Origin of the sequence: Mycobacterium sp. 155 (genome assembly GCF_000373905.1) — a bacterium.
Lineage (GTDB): Bacteria > Actinomycetota > Actinomycetes > Mycobacteriales > Mycobacteriaceae > Mycobacterium.
Window position 1 is genome coordinate 1,882,019 of sequence record NZ_KB892705.1, and the last position, 22,429, is coordinate 1,904,447.

General features: G+C 66.1%; 21 protein-coding genes. 11 read left to right on the forward strand and 10 right to left on the reverse strand.

Annotated features, from left to right (window positions below; translation table 11 throughout):
• The first annotated feature begins 2 nt into the window (after positions 1-2).
• The 4 genes from B133_RS0108790 (at position 3) to B133_RS0108805 (ending at position 4,482) form a co-directional block, all read left to right on the forward strand.
• Entirely contained in the window at positions 3-1,574 is a 1,572-nt protein-coding gene (locus tag B133_RS0108790) for an alpha/beta hydrolase (RefSeq protein ID WP_036419067.1), read from the forward strand.
• Between the two features lie 21 nt (positions 1,575-1,595).
• Positions 1,596-2,888: an arabinofuranan 3-O-arabinosyltransferase gene (gene aftC, locus B133_RS0108795; RefSeq protein WP_018600496.1), complete on the forward strand. Its 1,293-nt coding sequence runs from the start codon at positions 1,596-1,598 to the stop codon at positions 2,886-2,888.
• Between the two features lie 79 nt (positions 2,889-2,967).
• Positions 2,968-3,384, forward strand: a complete 417-nt coding sequence (gene msrB / locus B133_RS0108800) for a peptide-methionine (R)-S-oxide reductase MsrB (RefSeq protein WP_018600497.1) — start codon at positions 2,968-2,970, stop codon at positions 3,382-3,384.
• A gap of 15 nt (positions 3,385-3,399) precedes the next feature.
• Entirely contained in the window at positions 3,400-4,482 is a 1,083-nt protein-coding gene (locus tag B133_RS0108805; RefSeq protein ID WP_018600498.1) for a VIT1/CCC1 family protein, read from the forward strand.
• A gap of 58 nt (positions 4,483-4,540) precedes the next feature.
• Here the strand turns inward: B133_RS0108805 and B133_RS0108810 are convergent, their stop codons facing one another.
• The 4 genes from B133_RS0108810 to hemE all read right to left on the reverse strand — a co-directional run bounded on the left by B133_RS0108810 (position 4,541) and on the right by hemE (position 8,573).
• Positions 4,541-5,287 carry a class I SAM-dependent methyltransferase gene (locus B133_RS0108810; RefSeq protein WP_026256162.1) on the reverse strand — a complete coding sequence of 249 codons (747 nt, stop codon included), beginning with the start codon at positions 5,285-5,287 and terminating at the stop codon, positions 4,541-4,543.
• Between the two features lie 151 nt (positions 5,288-5,438).
• Entirely contained in the window at positions 5,439-6,134 is a 696-nt protein-coding gene (gene hemQ / locus B133_RS0108815; RefSeq protein WP_018600500.1) for a hydrogen peroxide-dependent heme synthase, read from the reverse strand.
• Between the two features lie 4 nt (positions 6,135-6,138).
• Complete coding sequence (locus B133_RS0108820; RefSeq protein ID WP_026256163.1) at positions 6,139-7,515, reverse strand: protoporphyrinogen oxidase; 1,377 nt, start codon at positions 7,513-7,515, stop codon at positions 6,139-6,141.
• Complete coding sequence (gene hemE / locus B133_RS0108825) at positions 7,512-8,573, reverse strand: uroporphyrinogen decarboxylase (RefSeq protein WP_018600502.1); 1,062 nt, start codon at positions 8,571-8,573, stop codon at positions 7,512-7,514. The genes B133_RS0108820 and hemE overlap by 4 nt, the downstream gene beginning before the upstream one ends.
• 155 nt (positions 8,574-8,728) lie before the next feature.
• Between hemE and B133_RS0108830 the strand changes: the two genes are divergently transcribed.
• Positions 8,729-9,268 (forward strand): DUF3000 domain-containing protein, encoded by a 540-nt coding sequence (locus B133_RS0108830; protein WP_232423362.1) that lies wholly within the window; start codon positions 8,729-8,731, stop codon positions 9,266-9,268.
• Positions 9,265-10,515 (forward strand): ribonuclease D, encoded by a 1,251-nt coding sequence (locus B133_RS0108835; RefSeq protein ID WP_018600504.1) that lies wholly within the window; start codon positions 9,265-9,267, stop codon positions 10,513-10,515. The genes B133_RS0108830 and B133_RS0108835 overlap by 4 nt, the downstream gene beginning before the upstream one ends.
• 115 nt (positions 10,516-10,630) lie before the next feature.
• Here B133_RS0108835 and dxs read toward each other — a convergent pair whose 3' ends face one another.
• Positions 10,631-12,544 (reverse strand): 1-deoxy-D-xylulose-5-phosphate synthase, encoded by a 1,914-nt coding sequence (dxs, locus tag B133_RS0108840; RefSeq protein ID WP_018600505.1) that lies wholly within the window; start codon positions 12,542-12,544, stop codon positions 10,631-10,633.
• A 27-nt stretch (positions 12,545-12,571) separates the two neighbouring features.
• Positions 12,572-13,867, reverse strand: a complete 1,296-nt coding sequence (gene nhaA / locus B133_RS0108845) for a Na+/H+ antiporter NhaA (RefSeq protein WP_026256164.1) — start codon at positions 13,865-13,867, stop codon at positions 12,572-12,574.
• A 126-nt stretch (positions 13,868-13,993) separates the two neighbouring features.
• Between nhaA and B133_RS0108850 the strand changes: the two genes are divergently transcribed.
• Both B133_RS0108850 and B133_RS0108855 read left to right on the forward strand, forming a co-directional pair.
• The gene (locus B133_RS0108850; RefSeq protein WP_018600507.1) at positions 13,994-14,437 is read left to right on the forward strand and encodes a CBS domain-containing protein; all 444 of its coding nucleotides are present in this window, start codon (positions 13,994-13,996) and stop codon (positions 14,435-14,437) included.
• 5 nt (positions 14,438-14,442) lie between these two features.
• Positions 14,443-15,732, forward strand: a complete 1,290-nt coding sequence (locus B133_RS0108855; RefSeq protein WP_026256165.1) for an SLC13 family permease — start codon at positions 14,443-14,445, stop codon at positions 15,730-15,732.
• Between the two features lie 73 nt (positions 15,733-15,805).
• Here B133_RS0108855 and B133_RS0108860 read toward each other — a convergent pair whose 3' ends face one another.
• Together B133_RS0108860 and B133_RS0108865 are read right to left on the reverse strand one after the other, a co-directional pair.
• Positions 15,806-17,029 (reverse strand): class I SAM-dependent RNA methyltransferase, encoded by a 1,224-nt coding sequence (locus B133_RS0108860; protein WP_018600509.1) that lies wholly within the window; start codon positions 17,027-17,029, stop codon positions 15,806-15,808.
• Positions 17,026-19,026, reverse strand: coding sequence for an APC family permease (locus tag B133_RS0108865; protein WP_018600510.1), 2,001 nt, complete (start codon positions 19,024-19,026; stop codon positions 17,026-17,028). Before B133_RS0108865 ends, B133_RS0108860 begins: the two co-directional genes overlap by 4 nt.
• Before the next feature lie 97 nt (positions 19,027-19,123).
• Between B133_RS0108865 and B133_RS0108870 the strand changes: the two genes are divergently transcribed.
• Both B133_RS0108870 and B133_RS0108875 read left to right on the forward strand, forming a co-directional pair.
• Complete coding sequence (locus tag B133_RS0108870; protein WP_026256166.1) at positions 19,124-19,795, forward strand: TrkA family potassium uptake protein; 672 nt, start codon at positions 19,124-19,126, stop codon at positions 19,793-19,795.
• A gap of 37 nt (positions 19,796-19,832) precedes the next feature.
• Positions 19,833-20,501: a TrkA family potassium uptake protein gene (locus B133_RS0108875; RefSeq protein ID WP_018600512.1), complete on the forward strand. Its 669-nt coding sequence runs from the start codon at positions 19,833-19,835 to the stop codon at positions 20,499-20,501.
• Positions 20,502-20,513: 12 nt separating this feature from the next.
• On the opposite strand, the gene B133_RS22565 is transcribed toward B133_RS0108875, so the two are convergent.
• Both B133_RS22565 and B133_RS0108885 read right to left on the reverse strand, forming a co-directional pair.
• Positions 20,514-21,194 (reverse strand): DUF3159 domain-containing protein, encoded by a 681-nt coding sequence (locus B133_RS22565; RefSeq protein WP_018600513.1) that lies wholly within the window; start codon positions 21,192-21,194, stop codon positions 20,514-20,516.
• Positions 21,191-21,562, reverse strand: coding sequence for an OB-fold nucleic acid binding domain-containing protein (locus B133_RS0108885; RefSeq protein WP_018600514.1), 372 nt, complete (start codon positions 21,560-21,562; stop codon positions 21,191-21,193). The genes B133_RS22565 and B133_RS0108885 overlap by 4 nt, the downstream gene beginning before the upstream one ends.
• A 134-nt stretch (positions 21,563-21,696) precedes the next feature.
• On the opposite strand from B133_RS0108885, the gene B133_RS0108890 reads away from it, so the two are divergent.
• Positions 21,697-22,395, forward strand: coding sequence for an alpha/beta hydrolase (locus B133_RS0108890; RefSeq protein WP_018600515.1), 699 nt, complete (start codon positions 21,697-21,699; stop codon positions 22,393-22,395).
• The last annotated feature ends 34 nt before the right edge of the window (positions 22,396-22,429 follow it).

Consider the following 22,429-nt stretch of genomic DNA (forward strand, 5'->3'; position numbering starts at 1 on the left):
CCATGCGTCATCAGCTGGTGAGGGCCCTGTGTGTGTCGACCGTCGCGGTGTCGACACTGCTCACCGGGTGCGCCCCCATCCTTGCCGCGGACCCGGAGTACGCCACCGGTACCGGCGCTCACCCACAGGGACAACCCGAAACCACCACACCCCGACCGGCGGGCCCGCCGCCGATGGAAGCTCCGAAAAACGATCCGCTGCAATGGCAGGACTGCACCGCACGACTGTTCGGCAACGCCGCGACCCCGCCGGTACCTGGGGTCAAGCTGGACTGCGCCACCTACGATGCCGACCTCGACCCGATCGAAGGCGCCAGTGGATCGCTGAACATCGGTGTGGTGCGGGCGAGCTCAGCGCAGACACCGGCCAACGCGGCCCCATTGGTGATGACCACGGGGTCCGACATCCCGTCCTCGGTCCAGTTGCCGGCGTGGTTGTCGCGGTCGGGAGCCGACGTCCTGGCGGCCCATCCGATCGTCGCCGTCGACCGCCGCGGCATGGGCTTGTCCGAGGCGGTGGACTGCCGCGATGCGTACGACCGTCAGGAAATGCACGACCAGGCCCAGTTCGAGTCCGGCAACGACCCTGTCGCCAATCTGGGTGCGGTGACCCAGACCGCCACCACCAACTGCACCGACACCATCGCCCCCGGCGACTCGGCGTACAACAACGCCCACGCCGCCGAGGATCTCGAACGGTTGCGCAGTACCTGGGATGTCCCGACCCTGGCGCTGCTCGGCATCGGCAATGGTGCACAGGTCGCGCTGGCCTACGCCGGCTCGCACCCGAACAAGGTGTCACGGCTGCTCCTCGATTCACCCCTGCCGTTGGCCATCGGCGCCGAGGCCGCCGCCGAGCAGCGGGTCAAGGGCCAGCAGGCGGCGCTCGACGCATTCGCCGCGCAGTGTGTCGCCACCAACTGCCCGCTCGGACCGGACCCCAAAGGGGCGGTCGACGCGCTGCTGGCCGATGCGCGCTCGGGCCGCGGGCCCGGCGGCGCATCGGTGGCCGCCGTGGCCGACGCCGTCAGCACCGCACTGGGGTTCCCGCGCACTGACCGCGTTGGCTCCACCAACGATCTGGCAGCCGCGCTGGCCGCCGCGCGGTCCGGCGACCCAACCCTGCTCAATGATCTGATCACGCAAGCACAGTCGCTGCGGCAGACCGACGGCCAGTTCATCAACAGCTGCGGCGACGCCCTCAACCGGCCTACGCCTGACCGGGTACGCGAACTCGTCGTTCAGTGGGGCAAGCTCTACCCCGAGTTCGGCGCTGTCGGCGCCCTGGATTTGGTGAAATGCCTGAACTGGCCCAGCAGTTCGGCACCCGCGGATCCCAAGGACCTCAGCATCCCGGTGCTGATCCTCGGTGTGCAGAACGACCCCATCGTCGGTAGTGAGGGCGTCTCGGCCGTTGCCGCCAGCATCATCAACGCCGGCGCCATCAACCGGCGGGTCATGTGGCAGGGCATCGGCCATGGCGCCAGCATCTACACCCCCTGTGCGCTGCAACCGATCACGCTGTATCTCGACACTGGCAAGGTGCCGGACACCGACACGTTCTGTCCTGCCTGACAGCTCGCCCTCCGGTCACCGGTGTACGGTTCGGTCGTGACGGCAGTCGATTCCATCCGTAACGGCATTCTGGGGGCATTCGGTCCCCGCACCTCCCCGCCCAGCACCGCGACGGTACTGCGCTCGGTCTTGTGGCCGCTGGCGATCATGTCGATCATTCACCGCAGCTACGTGCTGTCCACCAACGGCTACATCACCGACGACTTCGGTCCGGTGTACCGCGCGGTGTCGAATTTTCGGCGGCACTGGGCCATCTACAACGAACATTTCAACTTCGTCGACCCGCACTACCTGTACCCACCGGGCGGCACTCTGCTGCTTGCCCCGTTCGGATTCCTGCCGGAGTTCGCGTCACGCTTCTGGTTCGTCGCGTTCAATTCGATAGCCGTCATCATCGCGGCCTGTCTTCTGGTACGGCTGTTCAAATTCTCTCTGACCTCGGTGGCACTGCCGGCACTCCTGCTGGCCATGTTCTGCACCGAATCAGTGACCAACACACTGGTTTTCACCAATATCAACGGCTGCATCCTGCTGGCCGAGGTGCTGTTCTTCCGCTGGCTGTTGGACGGCAAGCAGAACCATCAGTGGTTGGCGGGCGCAGCAATCGGGATGACGCTGGTGGTCAAACCACTGCTCGGAGTCCTGCTGTTGCTGCCGCTCCTGAACCGTCAGTGGCGTGCATTGGTCACGGCATTCGCGGTGCCGATCGTGTTCAACGCGGTGGCCTGGCCCCTGTCAGCCGACCCGATGGGCTTCGTGCACAACACGCTTCCCTACATCATGCAGACCCGCGACTACTTCAACTCCGCGATCGTGGGCAACGGCATCTACTACGGGCTGCCGATGTGGCTGATCGTCGCGCTGCGGGTCGCGTTCGTGGCGCTCGCCGTAGTCAGCCTGTGGCTGCTGTACCGCTACTATCGCGAACGCGATCAACTGTTTTGGATGCTGACCTCCTCGGGCGTGCTGTTGATCACCTCGTGGCTCGTGCTGTCGCTCGCCCAGGGCTATTACTCGATGACGCTGTTCCCGTTCCTGATGACGGTGGTGTTGCCGAACTCGGTGATCCGAAACTGGCCTGCGTGGCTGGGCGTCTACGGGTTCATGACCATGGATCGCTGGTTGATGTGGCGCTGGCCGACGACCGGCCGCTTCCTGGAGTACATGAAGATCACCTATGGCTGGTCGCTGATCCTGATCGTGGTGTTCTGCGTGCTGTACTTCCGCTACCTGGACGCCAAGGCCGACGATCGGCTCGACGACGGCATCGACCCGGTATGGCTGAACCGGCCGCGGGAAGCCGTCTCGGCGTGAGCTGAACTGCATGGCCGCGGCACATCCCGGATCTCCGCGGATCTGGCGCGTATCTATGCGCACCACGTAATTTGGGGATATGACGAACCCGGGCCCCGAACTGGAACTGACCGATGACCAGTGGCGCGAGAAGCTCACTGCGGCAGAGTTCGCGGTGCTGCGACGGGCAGGTACCGAACGCCCCTTCACCGGGGAATACACCGACACGAAGACCGAAGGGGTCTACGAGTGCCGAGCCTGCGGTGCCGAGCTGTTCCGCAGCACCGAGAAGTTCGAATCCCATTGCGGTTGGCCATCTTTCTTCGACCCGGCCAATTCAGACGCGGTGATCCTGCGCTCCGACGATTCCCTCGGTATGCGCCGGGTCGAAGTGTTGTGCTCCCGCTGCCACAGCCACCTCGGTCACGTCTTCGAAGGCGAGGGTTATCCCACCCCGACCGACCAGCGGTTCTGCATAAACTCGATCTCGCTTCGCCTGGTACCGGCCGAGCGCTGAGAGACGCCGTCGGGCATGGCTGCTCCGCAGCCCACCGACTCGCAGTTGCGACGGTGGCGACAATACCTAGCCAATGAACGCGCCGAAGCCGCCGTGTACCGGGATCTGGCACAGCGCCGCGAGGGTGCCGAACGTGACATCCTGCTGGAGCTGGCCGCCGCGGAGGGCAGGCACGAGCGGCACTGGTTGACTTTGCTCGGCGACCAGGTGGGCCATCCTCACCGTCCCGACGTGCGGACCCGCGCACTGGGCTTCCTGGCCCGGCACCTCGGTTCCGTCTTCACGCTGGCGCTCGCGCAACGCGCCGAGGCACGTTCGGCCTACGAGACCGACACCGACGCCACACCGACGATGGCCGCCGACGAACGCATCCACATGGAGGTGGTACGCGCACTCGCCAGCCGGGGCCGTGACCAACTGTCGGGGAGCTTCCGCGCCGCGGTGTTCGGCGCCAACGACGGGCTCGTCAGCAACCTGGCGCTGGTGCTGGGCATCAGCGCTACCGGGGTGTCCAATCAAACGATTCTGGCGACAGGTCTGGCCGGGTTGATCGCGGGAGCGCTGTCGATGGGCGCTGGCGAATATGTATCGGTCAACTCACAACTCGAACTGCTCGAGGCCTCGACACCGAGCGCCACCGCCGGTACCGCGGTGCGGGCGCTCGATGTCGAGGCCAATGAGCTGGAGCTGGTGTACCGGGCCCGCGGGATGAGCCAACGGGAGGCCGCCGACCGCGCCGCCGAGGTCTTCGCGAGCCTGCGGTCCGGTGCGCTGGGTGACTCACCGCTCGGCGAGGTGTCCACCGAGAAGCACGAAGCCGTGGGAACCGGACTGCGGGCCGCGACGTCGAGCTTCTTGTTCTTCGCGTCCGGCGCGCTGATCCCGGTGCTGCCCTACCTGTTCGGACTTACCGGCATCGTCGCCGTGGTGGTGTCGGCGGTCCTGGTCGGGTTGGCGCTCCTGACGACGGGCATGACCGTGGGCCTGCTCTCCGGCGGTCCACCGCTGCGACGTGCGATGCGCCAACTGCTGATCGGCTACGGCGCCGCCACCGTCACTTACCTGCTGGGTCTGTTGTTCGGCACCGCAGCGGGTTGATCTTCCCGACACTGCAAGCTCGATTGCTTGACAGGGCGGATCGAAACGTCCAGCGTGGTCAGCCCATCCTGGTGGCGTGCACCTCCCAGAACGGCATGTGCACGCGGCCGTTGATCAGCCACGGTTCTATGATCCGCAGCCGTTCCAGCAAAGGTTCCATGCCCTCGGCCATATCGGGGTTACGGGCGGCCATCATCTCGAAGGTCTCGACGCTGACGTTGCCCTGATAGGTGGTGGGGCCGAGGTAAGTGATGTCCCAGCCCGCGTCCGGCAGTACCGCGCGGAAATCGTCGGCGGTGAGGGACCGCGGCATACGGAAACCGTTGACGTTGTGGTCGCCGAACTCGAACATGAACAACCGAGCCCCGGGTTTGGTGGCGCGATGCAGCGCGCGGACATAGGACTTCTGCAGTTCCCGCTCGCCGGTGAACACATGGAAGAACGCGGAGTCGACGACGGTGTCGAATCGGCCCTCCAGGCCGTCGAGTTTGGTGGCATCGGCAACCTGGAAGTCGACCGTTACCCCGGCCTTCGCGGCGTTCTCCCTCGCCCGTTCAATCGCACTGGGCGACGCGTCGATACCCGTGGCAGACAAGCCTTTTGACGCGTAGTGGATGGCGTGGTGGCCAGGGCCGGTACCGGGATCGAGCACTTCCCCCTTGACGGCGCCGACCGCGACGAGCTGCTGCACAACCGGTTGCGGGCCGCCGATGTCCCACGGGGTCGCGGCCGGTAATCCGTGCGATGTCCGCTCGTCGCGATACATCTCTTCGAAATGACGCGTGGTGTCTTCTGGAGCAGTCATATCCGCGAGGGTAGGCCTACCCGTGAAATACCCAGGTCAAGCCGCCAGGCGGGTGTTACTGCACGGCACCATCTGTCACGCTGGAGTGACTTTCGGGCTCGACAGTCACTCCAGCGTGACAAACCGAGTCAGACGACCCGCCAGGCGAGTGTTACGGCAGCTTGGCGACGAGTTCCTCGACAGCGACCCGTGGTCCGGTGAAGAACGGGGTCTCCTCACGGGTGTGCCGCCGGGCATCGGTGGCGCGCAGATCCCGCATCAGGTCCACGATGCGATCCAACTCGGGCGCCTCGAACGCCAGGATCCACTCGTAGTCGCCCAGGGCGAAGGCCGGAACGGTGTTGGCGCGCACGTCCTTGTACCCGCGGGCGGCCATGCCGTGTTCGGAAAGCATCCGGCGGCGCTCCTCGTCGGGCAGCAGGTACCACTCGTAGGACCTCACGAACGGGTACACGCAGATGTACGCGCCGGGATCTTCACCCGCGATGAACGACGGAACGTGGCTCTTGTTGAACTCGGCAGGCCGGTGCAGCGCGGCACTGCTCCACACGGGGTCACTGACCCGGCCCAGCGCCGTGGTGCGGCGGAAGTCGGCATAGGTGGCCTGCAACGCTTCGATCTTCTCGGCGTGGGTCCAGATCATGAAGTCGGCGTCGGCGCGCAACCCGGCCACGTCGTACAGGCCGCGGACCACGACACCGCGGTCCTCCTGGGCCTTGAAGAAGGACGCGGCCTCGTCGATGACATCGGCGCGATCCTCCCCCAGTTCACCCGGATTCACCGAAAACACGGAGAACATCAGGTAGCGCAGGGTGGAGTTCAGTGCGTCGAAATCAAGCTTGGCCATAGGCCTATCGTGCCACGCCGGGTTTCAGCAATGTGTCGGCAGCACGGGTGGCCGACGCCACACATGCCGGCACCCCGATGCCGTCGAGATAGCCCCCGGCCACCGACAGAGTCGGCGGTAACCCAGCACGGAGCTCAGCCACAAGATCAGGGTGTCCCGGGCCATACTGCGGCATCGCGTCGATCCACCGCTGCACGTGGCTGTCGACCGGTTCAACGGTCACCCCGAACAGGGTGTTGAGGTCGCGCGCGGCCCACGCCAGCAGGTCCTCGTCGCCGGTGTCGCGGGCCAGGGTGTCACCGTAGCGGCCGAACGAGAGCCGCACGAGTTCGACGTTGCCACGACGCCCCCATTTGCGGGACGACAAGGTGACGGCCTTTGCGTTGACGGGGTTCCTGAGCTCTTCACCCTGATTGGCGCCGGCCACCAGTACCCCGGACTGCTGCGGCAGCGGTGTCCCGCCCGGCAGCGCCAGGGCCACGACCGCCGCCGAGGCGACGCGGATACGACGAGCCGCATCCGCGGTCCTGGGTGCGATGTGCTCGATAAGCTTCGGCAGCCGCGGCGCCGGGACGGCCAGGATCACCGCGTCGGCGCGCCACCGGGTGCCCTCGTCGTCGAGCACCTCCCAGCCCTCTGCTCCCCGATCGACACGCTCGGCGCCCACCTGAACCCAGCGGGCCGCCGACCGGCGGTGCAGTTCGTCCAGCAGCACGGAGTAACCGCCGTCCAACGCCCCGAACACCGAGTCACCGGCCGGGGGTGGCAGCGCCGCGCGCACAGCATCGGTCAGGCTCGGCGCACCCCGGTCAAGTGCCGTGGCCAGCGGCGGGACGGCCGACCGCAACCCGATGGTGGCCGCCGACCCGGCGTACACACCGGCCAGCAGCGGGTCGACCGAGCGGGTCACCACCTGCGCTCCGAACCGGTCCCCGACGAGTTCGGCGACGCTGGGATCAGCACCGCGGCGCCAGCGCAATGGTCGGGTCCGCTCATCCAAGATTTGCGCCACGGTTGTGTCGTCGACGAGCCCCAGCAGCGACGACGCCTCAGCGGGAATACCCTGCAGCGTGCCCAGCGGCATCGGGTGGAGCCGCCCGTCGCTGTAGATCAGGGGACGTACTCCGGTGGTGGCGATCTGGCGCCGTGCCAGCCCCAGTTCAGCCAGCAAGGCCGGCATCTCAGGCCGGCGGACCACGAACGCCTCGGCGCCAACATCGAGCGGCTGTCCGCCGACACGCTCGGTGCGCAGGATTCCACCCAGCCGGTCAGCCGGGTCCAGCAGTGTGATGTCGGCGTCGGGACCGGCGGCCATCCTCAAGCGGTAAGCCGCGACCAGACCCGAAATCCCGCCGCCAACAATGCAATATGCCGCTCTCACAGCGCGTGGACCAGCGCCACTGCCTCGGTGATGACGCCGGGATCGGTTGCAGGCAACACCCCGTGGCCCAGATTGAAGATATGCCCGGCGGCCCCGGCGGCGACCGCCTGACGCCCATCCTCGACCACCCGGCGCACCGCGGCTTCGGCTACCGGCCAACCGGCCAGCAACACCACTGGATCGAGGTTGCCCTGCAGAGCGGTGCCCGGCCTGACCCTGGCGGCCGCGTCGGCGAGCGACGTACGCCAGTCGACCCCCACCACGGCAGCCGTGGCCGGTTCCACCGCCTCGGACATGGCGCCGAGCAGCTCTGACGTGCCCACACCGAAGTGGGTCATCGGTACTCCGGCCGCGGCCAGGGTTGCGAACACCCGGGCGCTGTGCGGCAGCACGTGGCTGCGGTAGTCGACCAGTGACAGCGTCCCGGCCCAGGAGTCGAACACTTGCAGGGCGTCCACCCCCGCGTCCACCTGTGCTTGCAGGAATGCGATGGTCAGATCGGTCAACACCGTCATCAACGCGTGCCAGGTTTCGGGCTCGCCGTGCATCATCGCTTTGGTGCGCTCGTGATGGCGGCTCGGGCCACCCTCGACAAGGTAGGACGCCAGCGTGAACGGGGCACCCGCGAACCCGATCAAGGGCACCTCGCCCAGCGCCGACACCAGCAGTGACACCGCCTCGACGACCGGTGAGACCTGCTGTGGCTCAAGCGGCTTCAATCCCTGCACATCGGCGATCGTGCGGATCGGGTGCTCTATGACCGGTCCCACGTCGGGCACGATGTCCAGACCGACGCCGGCCGCCTTGAGCGGCACCACGATGTCGGAGAACAAAATGGCAGCGTCGACGCCGTGGCGCCGGACGGGCTGCAGGGTGATCTCGCAGACCAGTTCGGGGTCGAAGCAGGCGTCCAGCATGCGGTGCTGGGCCCGCAACGCCCGATACTCGGGCAGGGACCGGCCGGCCTGCCGCATGAACCACACCGGCACACGGTGCGGGGTGCGGCCGCTGGCGGCAGCCAGGTAGGGCGACTTGGGCAGCTCGCGGCGGGTATTCATCGGCTCCTATGGTGCCACGGAGCCAGTTATACGATTCTCACACCGCCGCGCCGGCATCAATACGGCGCGCCTGCGCACCGTCCTGGCCCGATGGGCTAGCGTCAAATGATGTGACGTCTGCCGAACCGGCACAGTTCCGGACGGCGGTGGCGGCCATGAATGCCACCTCCGTACGCCCGGAAATTGAGCTGGGCCCGATCCGCCCGCCACAGCGGCTGGCGCCCTACAGCTATGCGCTGGGCGCCGAGGTCAAGCATCCCGAAACCGCGATCGTCCCGGAGCGGTCCGAAGGCGACGCCTTCGGCCGGCTGATCCTGCTGCACGACCCCGAAGGCGCCGAGGCGTGGGACGGCACCATGCGGCTCGTGGCGTACATCCAGGCCGATCTGGATTCCAGCGAGGCCATCGACCCGCTGCTGCCTGAAGTGGCGTGGAGTTGGCTGGTCGACGCCCTGGATACCCGCGCCGAGCATGTCACGGCGCTCGGCGGCACGGTCACTGCCACCACTTCAGTGCGGTACGGCGACATCTCCGGTCCCCCGCGTGCCCACCAGCTGGAGCTGCGGGCCTCGTGGACGGCCACCAACCTGGAGCTGGGACCACACGTGGAGGCGTTCTGTGAAGTCCTCGAGCACGCGGCGGGGCTACCCCCAGCCGGCGTCACGGACCTGAGTTCCCACGCGCGCGTGAGATGACAGACGGAGAATCAGACCTTATCGAGGCGGCAGAGTCCGAGGCCACTCCTCTGCTCACGCCGGCCGACGGCGTGCCGGAAGTGTGCGTCACCTCTGAGGAGATTTCCTCGGCGGCAACGCTTCTCGCGCGCGGCTCGGGCCGGTTCGCCATCGACGCCGAGCGCGCCTCGGGATTTCGCTATTCCAATCGCGCCTACCTGGTGCAGATCCGCCGGGCCGGGGCGGGCACGGTGCTGATCGATCCGGTGAACCACGGTGGCTCCCCGATCGACGCGCTGGCTCCCGTGGCACACCTGCTCGAGGCCGATGAGTGGGTGTTGCACGCCGCCGACCAGGATCTGCCGTGCCTCGCCGAGATCGGGTTGCGCCCGGCCCAGCTCTACGACACCGAACTGGCGGGCCGGCTTGCGGGGTTCGAACGGGTCAATCTGGCGGCCATGGTGCAGCGACTGCTGGGCCTGCAGTTGATGAAGGGCCACGGTGCGGCCGACTGGTCGAAGCGGCCGCTTCCCGACGACTGGTTGAACTACGCCGCACTTGACGTCGAGGTGCTGTTGGAGCTGCGGGACGCGATCGCGGCAGTGCTCGAAGAGCAGGGTAAGACAGACTGGGCCACACAGGAATTCGAGTACCTGCGAACCTATGTCGCGCAGCCCACCCGCCGCGAGCGCTGGCGCCGCACGTCAGGAATCCACAAGGTACGCAACCCGCGGGCCTTGGCTGCCGTCCGGGAACTGTGGACCACGCGCGACAACATCGCCCGCGGCCGTGATATCGCTCCCGGCCGCATCCTGCCCGACTCTGCGATCGTCAGTGCCGCCACCGCCGATCCGAAGACCGTCGACGAGCTGACTGTGCTGCCGGTCTTCGGCGGATCCAAACAACGCCGCAGCGCGCAGGTCTGGCTCGACGCACTGGAGCGCGCCCGGCAGAACCCTGATCCGCCGTCGGCGGCCGAGCCGCAAAACGGCCCGCCACCGGCGGTCCGCTGGGGCAGGCGCAAACCAGAGGCCGCGGCCCGGTTGGAAGCCGCGCGGGCAGGCCTGGCCGAACTGTCCGCGCGGGTTTCGGTACCCGCGGAGAACCTCATCACTCCCGAGGTGGTGCGCCGGCTGTGCTGGGATTGGCAACCGGTGCCCGACGTCGCGACGGCGGTCGAGGAATTCCTGATCGAGACCCAGGTGCGGCCTTGGCAGCGAGAGCTGACGGTGCCGATCCTCACCACCGCGCTGACCATCGAAAGCTGAATCCGGGCAGCACCTCTCGCGAATTGGTCGCCACTGTCAAACGCGCGCGGCGTCGTCAGAACCTGGCCTGACCAGCGGGCCGCAAGACGGTGACCCGCACGGGTCCGCTTGGGGATCAGTCGACCTGTTCGGACACTTCGCGTTCGGCGACCGAGGTGCCGATGGCCGCCACCCAACCGGTGATCTGCCGAGCGATGTGCTGATCCGTCAGCCCCACGTCGGAGAGCACTTCGTCGCGCGAGGCGTGCGCCAGGAACTCCTGCGGCAGCCCGACGTCGCGGCACGGTATGTCGATCTCGTTGTGCCGCAATGCCGCCGAGACCGACGACCCGACGCCGCCGTGCACGCCGTTGTCCTCGACGGTGACCACCAGCTTGTGCGTGCGTGCCAGGTCGCCGAGCGCGTCGGGCACCGGCAGCACCCACCGGGGGTCTACTACCGTCACGCCGATGCCCTGGTTGCGCAGCCGTTCGGCCACCGCAAGAGCCATCAACGCAAACGAGCCGACGGCCACCAACAGGACGTCATCGGTAAGGCCGGGCGCCGGGACCGCCAGTATATCGATACCACCGCGCCGCTCAATCGCTGAAATATCTTCGTCCACATCGCCTTTGGGGAAGCGGATCGCAGTCGGCCCGTCGGCGATGGCGAGTGCCTCGCCGAGTTCCTCACGCAGCCGCGACTCGTCACGCGGAGCGGCCACCCGGATACCGGGCACGATACCGAGGACCGACAGGTCCCACATCCCGTTGTGGCTGGCACCGTCGGGACCAGTGACACCGGCGCGGTCCAGCACCAAGGTCACAGGCAGCTTGTGCAATGCAACATCCATGAGCAGCTGGTCGAATGCCCGATTGAGGAAGGTCGAGTAGATCGCCACCACGGGATGCAGACCGCCCATCGCCAGGCCGGCGGCCGAGGTCATCGCGTGCTGTTCGGCGATACCCACGTCGAAGAACCGGTCCGGGTAGCGCTCACGGAACGCGCTCAGCCCCGTCGGCCCGGGCATCGCCGCTGTGATCGCCACAATGTCGCGGCGCTTGGCGGCAATCTTGATCAGCTCCTCGGAGAACACCGAGGTCCAGCCGATTCCAGAGGCCTTGGTGGCCAACCCGGTCTCGGGATCGATCACACCGCACGAGTGCATCTGATCGGCCTCGTCGTTCTCCGCGGGTGGATAACCCATGCCCTTGCGAGTGACCACGTGCACGATCACCGGTGCGTTGAAGCCCCGGGCATACCGCAGCGCGTTCTCCACAGCGTGTTCGTCATGACCGTCGATGGGGCCGATGTACTTGATGCCCAGATCGGTGAACATCACCTGCGGTGAGATCGCATCCTTGATGCCGGCCTTGATGCTGTGCATGCACTGATAGCAGAACTCGCCGACGACGGGCAGCCCCCGGACAGCCTTGCGGCCCTCCTCGAGGATCCGCTCGTAGCCGGGCTGCAGCCGCAGGCCGGCCAGGTGATCGGCGAATCCGCCGATGGTCGGTGCATAACTGCGACCGTTGTCGTTGACGATAATGACCACCGGGCGCCCCGCGGTGGCGATGTTGTTCAAGGCCTCCCAGCACATGCCGCCGGTCAGCGCGCCGTCACCCACGACGGCCACGACGTGACGGTTGCGGTGCCCGTTCAACTCGAACGCCTTGGCCAGGCCGTCGGCGTAGGACAGCGCCGAACTGGCGTGACTGGACTCCACCCAGTCGTGCTCACTCTCACTGCGGGCCGGATAGCCCGAGAGGCCGCCCTTCATCCGTAGCGAGTCGAAGTCCTGGCTGCGCCCGGTCAACACCTTGTGCACGTAGGCCTGATGGCCAGTGTCGAAGATGATCGGATCGTACGGTGAATCGAACACCCGGTGCAGCGCCAGCGTCAGCTCGACCACACCAAGGTTGGGGCCAAGATGCCCGCCGGTTGCAGCGACCTTGTGGATCAGGAATTGCCGGATCTCCTGCGCGAGGTCAGTTAGCTGTGACTGCGACAGGTGCTGCAGATCAGCGGGACCGCGGACCTGTTCAAGCATTCGTTCAGTGTACGCACGGAACCTGGTTCAGCCCTCGCGTGGCGGATAGATGTCGGGCACACCGTCGTGGTCGGTATCGGCGGTCTCCAGCTGCTCGATTCGCCGGTACGCCGCGTTACGCGCGACCAGCACCAGCGCGGCCAGCAGACCTGCGATAACCGATCCCATCAGCACCGCGATCTTGACGTCGTCGTCGGCGACGCTACCGTGGGCGAACGCGAGTTCCCCGATGAGCAGCGACACGGTGAAGCCGATACCTGCCAGTAATGCCACACCGAGAACATCCCGCCAGGCCAGTCCCTCGTCCAGGCTGGCATGGGTGAATCGGGCCAGCAGATATGTGGTGCCGAACACCCCGATGGGTTTGCCGAGGACCAACCCGGCGATGACGCCCAATGTCACCGGATGCGTCAGTGCCAGGCCGAGGCCAGACCACCCGCCGACCGTCACACCCGCGGCGAAGAAAGCGAACAGCGGTACGGCGATACCGGCCGACAGCGGCCGCATACTGTGCTCGAACTGCTCGGCGGCGGCGTGGCGACCCAGGACCGGAACGGTGAACCCGAGCAGCACCCCGGCCACGGTGGCATGCACCCCGCTGGCGTGCACCAGCATCCAGGCGGCCAGCGCCAAGGGCAGCAGAATCCACCACCGCCGTATACCACGCTGCACTGCCAGGCCGAACAGGCTGATCGGGATGAGCGCGGCCGCCAGTGGACCGGGCGCCAGGTGATCGGTGTAGAAGGCGGCGATGACGATGATGGCCAGCAGATCGTCGACGACCGCCAGGGTCAGCAGGAAGATCCTCAGTGCTGACGGTAGATGGCTGGACAGCACCGCGAGCACCGCAAGTGCGAAGGCGATGTCGGTCGCGATCGGGACCGCCCAACCGCCGAGGTTCTCCGAATGTCCGGTGCCCAGGTTGATCGCGACGAAGATCGCCGCAGGCGTGATCATGCCACCCACGGCAGCGGCAACCGGCAGGGCGGCGCGGGCCGGGTCGCGCAGGTCGCCGGCGACGAACTCGCGTTTGAGTTCCACCCCGACGACGAAGAAGAAGATCGCAAGCAGACCATCCGCCGCCCACGCGGCCACGCTGAGGTTGAGGTGCAGAGACCCCGGCCCGATCACCAGCGCCGACAACCGGTGATAAGTCTGCGCCCACGGAGAGTTGGCCCAGATCAGCGCGGTGCCCGCGGCCACGAGCAGCAGAATGCCGCCGACGGTCTCTTTGCGCAGGATTTCGAATATCCGGCTGGCCTCGGCCCACGATCCGCTGCGGGTCAGCAGCCGGTGAGCAGCTCTGTCACGTCCACTATTCATCAGGGCGGGCTCCATAGGTCAGCAACAACTAGCGCCGACCAGGCTTCCCGGCACACCGTGACTCAAAATTAGCAGCAAGACCATCTACCGATACACCGGAGCACACCTGGGTCGTATGGTGCCAGGGTGCGTGCCGAGGACATAGCTGAGGAGTTTCCGGTTGTCGCAGCGGACGCCGACATCCTGGATGCCGCCCGCATGCTGGCCCAACACCGCCTGCCCGGGATCATGGTGACCGATGCCGCAGGACTTCCCTACGCGGTGTTGCCCGCCTCGGAAGTCGTTAGGTTCATCATTCCCCAATATGTCCAAGACGACCCGGCCCTCGCCGGCGTGCTCGACGAATCCATGGCTGACCGGATCGCCGAGAAGCTGCGTGGCAAGAGCGTGCGCGAAGTGTTGCCCAAACATCTGCTCGACGTCCCGTCCGCACGAGCAGACGACACCATCATCGAGGTAGCCGCATTGATGGCGCGACTACGCAGCCCACTGGTTGCGGTGCTCAAAGACCGGAGACTGCATGGGGTGGTCACCGCATCCCGACTACTCGAAGCGGCGCTGAGGCCCTGACGTCGATGGCTCTACTCGCAATCGCCGTTTTTGTGCTCGCCTACGCGTTGATTGCCAGCGATCGGATCAACAAGACGACGGTTGCGCTCGGCGGCGCGGCGATTGTGCTGGCATTCGGCGTGGTGGAGTCCCAGGACGCATTCTTCTCGCGGGAAACCGGCATCGACTGGGACGTCATCTTCTTGCTGTTCGGCATGATGGTCATCGTCAGCGTGCTGCGCCAGACCGGCATATTCGAGTACGTGGCGATCTGGGCGGCCAAGCGAGCCAAGGGTTCCCCGCTGCGGATCATGATCCTGCTCGTATTGGTGACCGCGATGGCGTCGGCGCTGCTGGACAACGTGACAACCGTTCTGTTGATCGCGCCGGTCACGCTCCTAATCTGCGACCGGCTGGCCATCAAGGCCGTTCCGTTCCTGATGGCCGAGGTGTTCGCTTCCAATATCGGAGGCGCTGCGACGCTGGTGGGCGACCCGCCAAACATCATCATCGGCAGCCGCGGAAATCTGACCTTCAACGATTTCCTGCTGCACATGACGCCGATCGTGATCATTGTCGTCGCCGCTTTCATCGCTCTACTGCCACGCCTTTTCCGTGGATCATTCGAGGTTGATGCAGACCGGGTGGCCGACGTAATGGCGTTGCAAGAACGTGAGGCCATTCGCGACTCTCGCCTGTTGATCAAATGCGGTGTCGTCCTCGGCTTGGTGTTCGCGACATTCATCCTGCATTCCGCCATTCACGTCGCCCCGTCTGTGGTGGCGCTGATTGGCGCAGGCGTTCTGATCGTGATCTCGGGGTTGGAACGATCCGACTACTTGTCAGGCGTGGAGTGGGAGACGCTGCTTTTCTTCGCGGGCTTGTTCGTGATGATCGGCGCGTTGGTCAAAACAGGTACCGTCGACGCACTGGCGCGGGCAGCGACCCAGGCGACCGGCGGCAACGCGCTTCTGACCGTGATGCTCATCCTCGGCGTCTCAGCACCGGTTTCCGGTGTTATCGACAACATTCCATACGTCGCAACCATGGCCCCTATCGTCTACGAGCTCGTTGCGTCAATGCCCGACCTGACACATCCTGACGCGCTGTGGTGGGCCTTGGCGCTGGGCGCTGATTTCGGCGGCAACCTCACAGCCATCGGTGCCAGCGCCAATGTTGTGATGCTCGGAATCGCCCGCCGCGCAGGCACTCCCATCTCATTCTGGGAGTTCACGAGAAAAGGCGCCGTGGTAACGGTGATTTCGGTCGCGCTCTCCGGCCTGTATTTGTGGATGCGCTACTTCGTATTCGGGTGAGCAGACGCGGCGGTCCCCGACACGCCGCAGCTCCGGTACCCCAGTGTCTGCTCGGCATGGTCAGCGAGCACGGTCAGCGGCTCAGGACGGCAACACACTCGACATGGTGGGTGAGCGGGAACGAGTCGAACACCCGCAACTCCTCCACCGCATAGCCATGCTTGCGATACAGACTTACATCGCGCGCGAATGACGCTGCCTCACAACCGATATGGATGACACGCGGCACTTCGGCAGCCGCCACCTGATCGATCACCTCGCGGCCCGCGCCGGTACGCGGCGGGTCGAGCACCGCCACGTCGGCACGGGCTCGCTGTGTCGACAACGCGCGCCGCACCGAGTCGGTCACCACCGACACCCAGGGCAGGTCGGCCAGTGCAGCCCGAGCCGATCTCGATGAACCGCGCGACGTGTCCACAGTGAGGACATGTCCACTCTCCCCCACCTGTTCGGCCAGCGCGGCAGCGAAAACCCCTGCGCCGCCGTACAGATCCCACGCCGTCATACCGGGCTGCAGCTGCGCCCAGCCGGCGACCAGCTCGCTGTAGAGCGCCGAGGCATCACGATGGGCCTGCCAGAACGCCGTCACCGGCACCCGCCACACCCGGCCTCCGACGCGTTGCGTGGCTTCGTAGTCGCCTTCGATCACCCGGGTCGTGTGCTTTCGGCCGTCCTTGGCCTTGGAAGCCTTGGACTGCTCAGCGGAGGCGCGCGACGCGACCACATGGCGAACACCGTCGGAATCGAGCGCCACGTGCAGTTGCGATCCTGTAGGCCAATGCGATCCGGCCAAACCGTCGAGCAGCCCGGCCGGCAACTGGGCACAGTTCAGGTCGGTGACGAGCTCCGTGCTGTGGTAGCGGTGGAATCCGGCGGTGCCGTCAGCCGCAGTATCCAGCCGGACCCTGGTGCGCCACCCGGTGGCGCCGACCGCTCCGACGGGTTCGGCGCTGACCGAGGCATCGTCGGGCCAGTCGTATCCGCCCAGCCGCACCAGCTGATTGGCCACCACCGCGCCCTTGAGTCGCCTCGCCGCCTCGGGTTCGGCGAATGCCAGATCGCAACAGCCCGCACCACCGACACCGGCGATCAGGCACAGCGAGTCGATCCGATCGGGCGAGGCTTCGATGACCTCGGAAGCTTCTGCGTGCCAATAGGATCCACGCTCATCGGTAACCCGTGCCCGCACCGTCTCACCCGGTAACGCGTAACGCACGAAAACCACCCGACCCTCGTGACGCGCCACGCAGCTGCCGCCATTGGCCGCCGCACCCGTGGTCAGGATCAGCTCGGTCACTCCAGGAATCCTCTGCGGGCATCGCCGGGAGCACTGCCCGGAGTCAGCGTGATCTTCACCCGTTCGGATGAATTGAGCTGCCAGGGAACCGATGTCACCATCACGTTCGGCATAAACAACAGCCGACCCTTGAGCCGCAGCGCACTCTGGTTGTGCAACACCTGTTCCCACCAATGTCCGACGACGTACTCGGGTATGAACACCGTGACGACGGTGCGCGGCGACTCCTTGGTGACCCGCCTGACGTAGTCCAGTACGGGTCGGGTGATCTCGCGGTATGGCGACGCGATGACCTTGAGCGGCACGCTGATATCGCTGTCCTCCCATTGATGGACCAATGCCCGTGTCTCAGCGTCGTCGACGCTGACGGTGATCGCTTCGAGCACGTCGGGACGGGTGGCCCTCGCATAGGCCAGCGCCCGCTTGGTCGGCAGATGCAGTTTGGACACCAGGACCACGGCATGGTTGCGGCTCGGCAGCACGATGTCACCTGACTCGGCCTCGTCCTGGGCCTGAAGTTCACGGGCCACCGTGTCGTAGTGCTTATGGATCAGTTTCATGACCACGAACAGCGCGCTCATCGCCAGGATCGCGATCCACGCACCGGCCAGGAACTTGGTCAGCACGACGATCACCAGCACCGTGCCGGTAGCGGTGAGTCCGATCGCGTTGATCACTCGCGAGCGCATCATGTGCAGGCGCGTCGCCCGATCGGTCTCGGTGCGCAACAGCCGGGTCCAGTGCCGCACCATGCCGATCTGGCTGAACGTGAACGACACAAACACACCGACGATGTAAAGCTGGATCAGCGCGGTCACCTCGGCCCGGAACGCCACCACGAACGCTATCGCGGCGAAGGCCAGGAACAGGATGCCGTTCGAAAAGGCAAGCCGGTCACCGCGGGTGTGCAGCTGGCGGGGCAGGAAAGAATCTTGGGCCAGGATCGAGCCGAGCACCGGGAAACCGTTGAATGCGGTGTTGGCCGCGAGCATCAGGATCAGCGCGGTCACACCTGCAATCAGATACAGGCCGATCGGGAAGTTGTGGAAGACCGCTTCGGCCAACTGCGCGACGAGGGTCTTCTGGTGGTAGTCGGCGGGCGCACCGACCAACTGCTCTGCGGGACGTTCGGCGATCTTCACCCCGGTGGCTTTGGCCAGCACGATAATGCCCATGAGCAGGCTCACCGAGATGACACCGAGGAGCAGCAGCGTGGTGGCCGCGTTGCGCGACTTGGGTTTCTGGAACGCAGGCACACCGTTGCTGATGGCCTCGACACCGGTCAGCGCCGCCGAACCCGACGAGAACGCCCGCGCCACCAGAAAAATCAGCGCGAACCCGAGTATTTCGCCGTGCTCGGGATTCATCTCGAAGCCGGCCGATTCGGCTTGCAGCGGGCGGTCCAGCACATAGATCTGGAACAGTCCCCAGCCCAACATGATGTACATGCCGATCATGAATGCATAGGTCGGGATGGCGAACGCGATCCCGGACTCCCGGATGCCGCGCAGATTCATCGATGCCAGCAGGAGAATCGCGATGACGGCGATGATCACCTTGTGCTGTGCGACGAACGGTACCGCCGAGCCGATGTTCGACATCGCCGACGACATCGACACGGCCACAGTCAGCACGTAGTCGACCATGAGCGCACTGGCAACCGTCAGTCCCGCGGTGTGACCCAGGTTGGTGGTGACCACCTCGTAGTCACCACCACCGGACGGGTAGGCATGCACGTTCTGGCGGTAACTGGCGATCACGATGAGCATGACGCCGCCCACGGCCAGGCCGATCCACGGCGTCAGTGAATACGCGCCGAGCCCGGCCACCGACAGCACCAGGAAGACTTCCTCGGGTGCGTAGGCCACCGATGACAACGCGTCAGAGGCGAACACCGGCAGCGCGATCCGCTTGGGCAACAGGGTGTGGGAGAGTCTGTCGCTGCGGAACGGCCGCCCCAGAACGAGCCGACGAGCTGCGGTCGAAACCTTGGACACGAGTGCCAAGGGTAGGCCCACGACCCGAGAGCGGTAGCGTTCCCACTGCGCGGGTTTAGTTACAGCTTGCATGTCAGCCATCGGAGAGGACCGTCGCGTGCGTGTAGTGGTCATGGGATGCGGCCGGGTGGGCGCATCTCTCGCGGACAGCCTGGCCAGAATCGGGCACGAAGTCGCCGTCATCGACCAAGACAGCACCGCATTCCAACGGTTGTCCCCGGAGTTCCCCGGCGAGCGGGTGCTCGGCGTCGGGTTCGACCGCGATGTGCTGTTGCGGGCCGGCATAGAGACGGCCGGGGCGTTCGCGGCGGTGTCTTCCGGCGACAACTCCAACATCATCGCGGCCCGACTGGCCCGCGAGACCTTCGGCGTCGAACGCGTCGTCGCCCGCATCTACGACGCCAAGCGCGCCGCGGTCTACGAGCGGCTCGGAATCCCGACCGTGGCCACCGTGCCGTGGACCACCGACCGCCTGCTCGATCTGGTCACGCGCGAGAGCGAGACCACCAAGTGGCGCGATCCCTCCGGCAGCGTCGGAGTCGCCGAACTGGCGCTGCACGAGGGCTGGGCGGGGCAGAAGGTCACCGCGCTGGAGACCGCAACGAGCGGCCGGGTGGCGTTTATTTTGCGGTTCGGCACCGGTTACCTGCCCGACGCGAAAACTGTCATCCAGGCCGGCGATCAGGTGTACCTCGCCGCGGTGTCCGGCCGGATCGCAGAAGCGCTGGCCATCGCGGCACTGCCGCCCAGTGCAGACGCGGACTCGTAATGAAACGGGCCAACCACGATCGTAAGGAGGGGCGCCAATGAAGGTCGCCATCGCCGGCGCCGGCGCCGTCGGCCGCTCCATCGCCCGCGAGCTGCTGGAGAACAACCACGACGTGACGTTGTTGGAGCGCAACCTCGATCACATCGACGTCGACGCCATTCCGGCGGCACACTGGTGCGTGGGCGATGCCTGTGAGATCACTATGTTGGAGTCGGTTCAGCTGGAACAGTTCGACGTGGTGATCGCGGCCACCGGTGACGACAAGGTCAATGTGGTGGTCAGCCTGCTGGCCAAGACCGAGTTCGCGGTACCGCGCGTGGTGGCCCGGGTCAACGACCCCCGCAATGAGTGGCTGTTCGACGAGAACTGGGGTGTAGACGTCGCGGTGTCGACTCCGCGGATGCTGGCCTCACTGGTCGAAGAAGCAGTCGCCGTCGGCGACCTGGTACGGCTCATGGAATTCCGCAAGGGCCAGGCCAACCTGGTAGAGATCACGCTCCCCCAAGACACACCCTGGGGCGGAAAGCCGGTGAAACGTCTGGACCTCCCGCGCGACGCCGCGTTGGTCACGATTCTGCGTGGCCCGCGGGTGATCGTGCCCGAATCCGACGAGCCTCTGGAAGGTGGCGACGAGCTGTTGTTCGTGACGGTCACCGAGGTCGAGGAGGAGCTACGCGCACTGCTGCTGGACCCGGCCGCGCGCTAGACGGCAAACCGCTCAGTCGACGCGTTCGGCGCCCTGGTACGCGTGGAGAGCATTGCGCGCGACGCGGATGGCCAGATAGGTCACAAGTGCAGCGACGGCCGTCAGCGGCCAGCCCATAGCGATTCGGGCGATACCCAGCCAGCCGGTCTGGTCGGACTGATACAGGTGCTGCTGCACCAGAAACCGCGACGCGAACACCAACACCCAGACGACGGTGGCGATGTCGAAGGCCATGACGGCCTTACGCACATCACGCCAGGCGCGGTCGCGGGTGTTGACCCAGCCCCAGATGTAACCGACCATCGGCCGCCGGACGAGCACTGATACGCCGAACACGACGGCCCAGAGCAACGACGTCCAGATGCCAAGCAGGAAAAAGCCTTTCGCCTCGCCCACCACATAGGCGATTAGCGCACTGATGCCAACGCCGAAGAAGCCGGAGACTGCTGGCTGAACCGAGTCACGCCGGATCAGCCGCCAGATGAGAATCAGGGTAGCCACGACGAGCGCTGCGGCGATCGCGGGCATCAGGCCGAACAACGTGGATACCGGGACGAACACCACCACGGGCAGCGACGAGTAGATCAGGCTGCTGATTCCGCCCATCTGGTCCAGGACTGCGCGACCCCGGGCAACCGTCAGCTCAGGCTCACTCGTCGATGGTGCGGGAGCGCTGTCGTCGCTCAAGCTCACTTCTGAATTTCGTAGAGCGGGTTGTAGATCGCTTTGGTGCCGTTCTCCAGCTGGCCGACGCGGCCATGCACCCGCAGGGTCCGGCCTGGTTCGATACCGGGGATACGGCGCTGGCCCAGCCAGACCAGCGTCACCGTGTCCGAGCCGTCGAACAGCTCGGCTTTCACGCCACCGGGACAGCCCTTCCCGTTGCATTCGACGGTGCGGAGAGTCCCGACCATGGTCACCTCCTGCCCGCGGTGGCAATCGATTGCCTTCATCGCGCCGGTACTGACCGCTTCCTCACTGAGCTCTTGAACGTCGAGTTGCTCCGGGTCCTCCGTCAGGCGTCGTGTGAGCCGGCGCAGATACCCTTCGGCCGTAGCCATGGCCTCTCCTGACCTTTCGTGGATCCTCTGTGAATCCACCCAACCAACGCCACCGTAGACCTCTTATTGCGCGAATGCCACGCGGGGCACGGGCTGGCGCGCCGGTTCTCCGAAACGCCAGGCAGGATCGTGTGATGAGCGTCATTCTGCGAGGTGTCACCACGGTTCTGCTACCCGGAACCGGGTCCGATGACGACTATGTCTACCGGGCGTTTTCCGCCGCGTTACACGAGGTCGGCGCAGTGGTGTCGACACCAGTTCCGCAGCCCGACCGGCTCGTGGACGGCTATCGTGACGCCCTCGACGACGCCGCCCGGTCCGGTCCGATCGCCGTCGGCGGGGTATCGATCGGCGCGGTGGTGGCGACAGCATGGGCACTGGCCAACCCTGCCCGAACCGTGGCCGTCCTGGCCGCACTGCCGCCGTGGACAGGATCTCCCGACAACGCCCCTGCCGCATTACTGGCACGCCAGTCAGCTCAACTGTTGCGCCGGGACGGGCTTGCCGCCACGGTGGCTCGGATGCGTGCGTCCAGCCCACCCTGGCTGGCTGACGAGCTGACTCGGTCCTGGGTCGGACAGTGGCCGACGCTGCCCGATGCGATGGACGAGGCCGCGGGCCACCCCGCACCCACATGCTCCGACCTGGAGCACCTGGCCGCGCCGCTGGGCGTGGTGGTCGCCACCGACGATCCCGTGCACCCGGCCGAGGTGGGCTTCGAATGGATCTCAGCGGCGCCGCGGGCGGCGCTGCGCACGGTCACTCTCGAAGCGATGGGCGCCGACACGGGCGTCCTGGGTGCGGCATGCTTGGCCGCCCTGCAAGAGGCGTGAAGGGCCGAGCTACCCGGCTGTGCCGGTTCCCACC

What these genes read in the sequence shown, in the direction of transcription:
- hemQ (WP_018600500.1), bottom strand. Translation starts at nt 6,134, where the DNA reads ATGGCCAAGCTTGATTTCGACGCACTGAACTCCACCCTGCGCTACCTG.
- B133_RS0108790 (WP_036419067.1), top strand. Translation starts at nt 3, where the DNA reads ATGCGTCATCAGCTGGTGAGGGCCCTGTGTGTGTCGACCGTCGCGGTG.
- B133_RS0108855 (WP_026256165.1), top strand. Translation starts at nt 14,443, where the DNA reads ATGGCTCTACTCGCAATCGCCGTTTTTGTGCTCGCCTACGCGTTGATT.
- msrB (WP_018600497.1), top strand. Translation starts at nt 2,968, where the DNA reads ATGACGAACCCGGGCCCCGAACTGGAACTGACCGATGACCAGTGGCGC.
- B133_RS0108830 (WP_232423362.1), top strand. Translation starts at nt 8,729, where the DNA reads ATGAATGCCACCTCCGTACGCCCGGAAATTGAGCTGGGCCCGATCCGC.
- dxs (WP_018600505.1), bottom strand. Translation starts at nt 12,544, where the DNA reads ATGCTTGAACAGGTCCGCGGTCCCGCTGATCTGCAGCACCTGTCGCAG.
- B133_RS0108810 (WP_026256162.1), bottom strand. Translation starts at nt 5,287, where the DNA reads ATGACTGCTCCAGAAGACACCACGCGTCATTTCGAAGAGATGTATCGC.
- B133_RS0108890 (WP_018600515.1), top strand. Translation starts at nt 21,697, where the DNA reads ATGAGCGTCATTCTGCGAGGTGTCACCACGGTTCTGCTACCCGGAACC.
- hemE (WP_018600502.1), bottom strand. Translation starts at nt 8,573, where the DNA reads ATGAATACCCGCCGCGAGCTGCCCAAGTCGCCCTACCTGGCTGCCGCC.
- B133_RS0108835 (WP_018600504.1), top strand. Translation starts at nt 9,265, where the DNA reads ATGACAGACGGAGAATCAGACCTTATCGAGGCGGCAGAGTCCGAGGCC.
- B133_RS0108875 (WP_018600512.1), top strand. Translation starts at nt 19,833, where the DNA reads ATGAAGGTCGCCATCGCCGGCGCCGGCGCCGTCGGCCGCTCCATCGCC.
- B133_RS0108805 (WP_018600498.1), top strand. Translation starts at nt 3,400, where the DNA reads ATGGCTGCTCCGCAGCCCACCGACTCGCAGTTGCGACGGTGGCGACAA.
- nhaA (WP_026256164.1), bottom strand. Translation starts at nt 13,867, where the DNA reads ATGAATAGTGGACGTGACAGAGCTGCTCACCGGCTGCTGACCCGCAGC.
- B133_RS0108885 (WP_018600514.1), bottom strand. Translation starts at nt 21,562, where the DNA reads ATGGCTACGGCCGAAGGGTATCTGCGCCGGCTCACACGACGCCTGACG.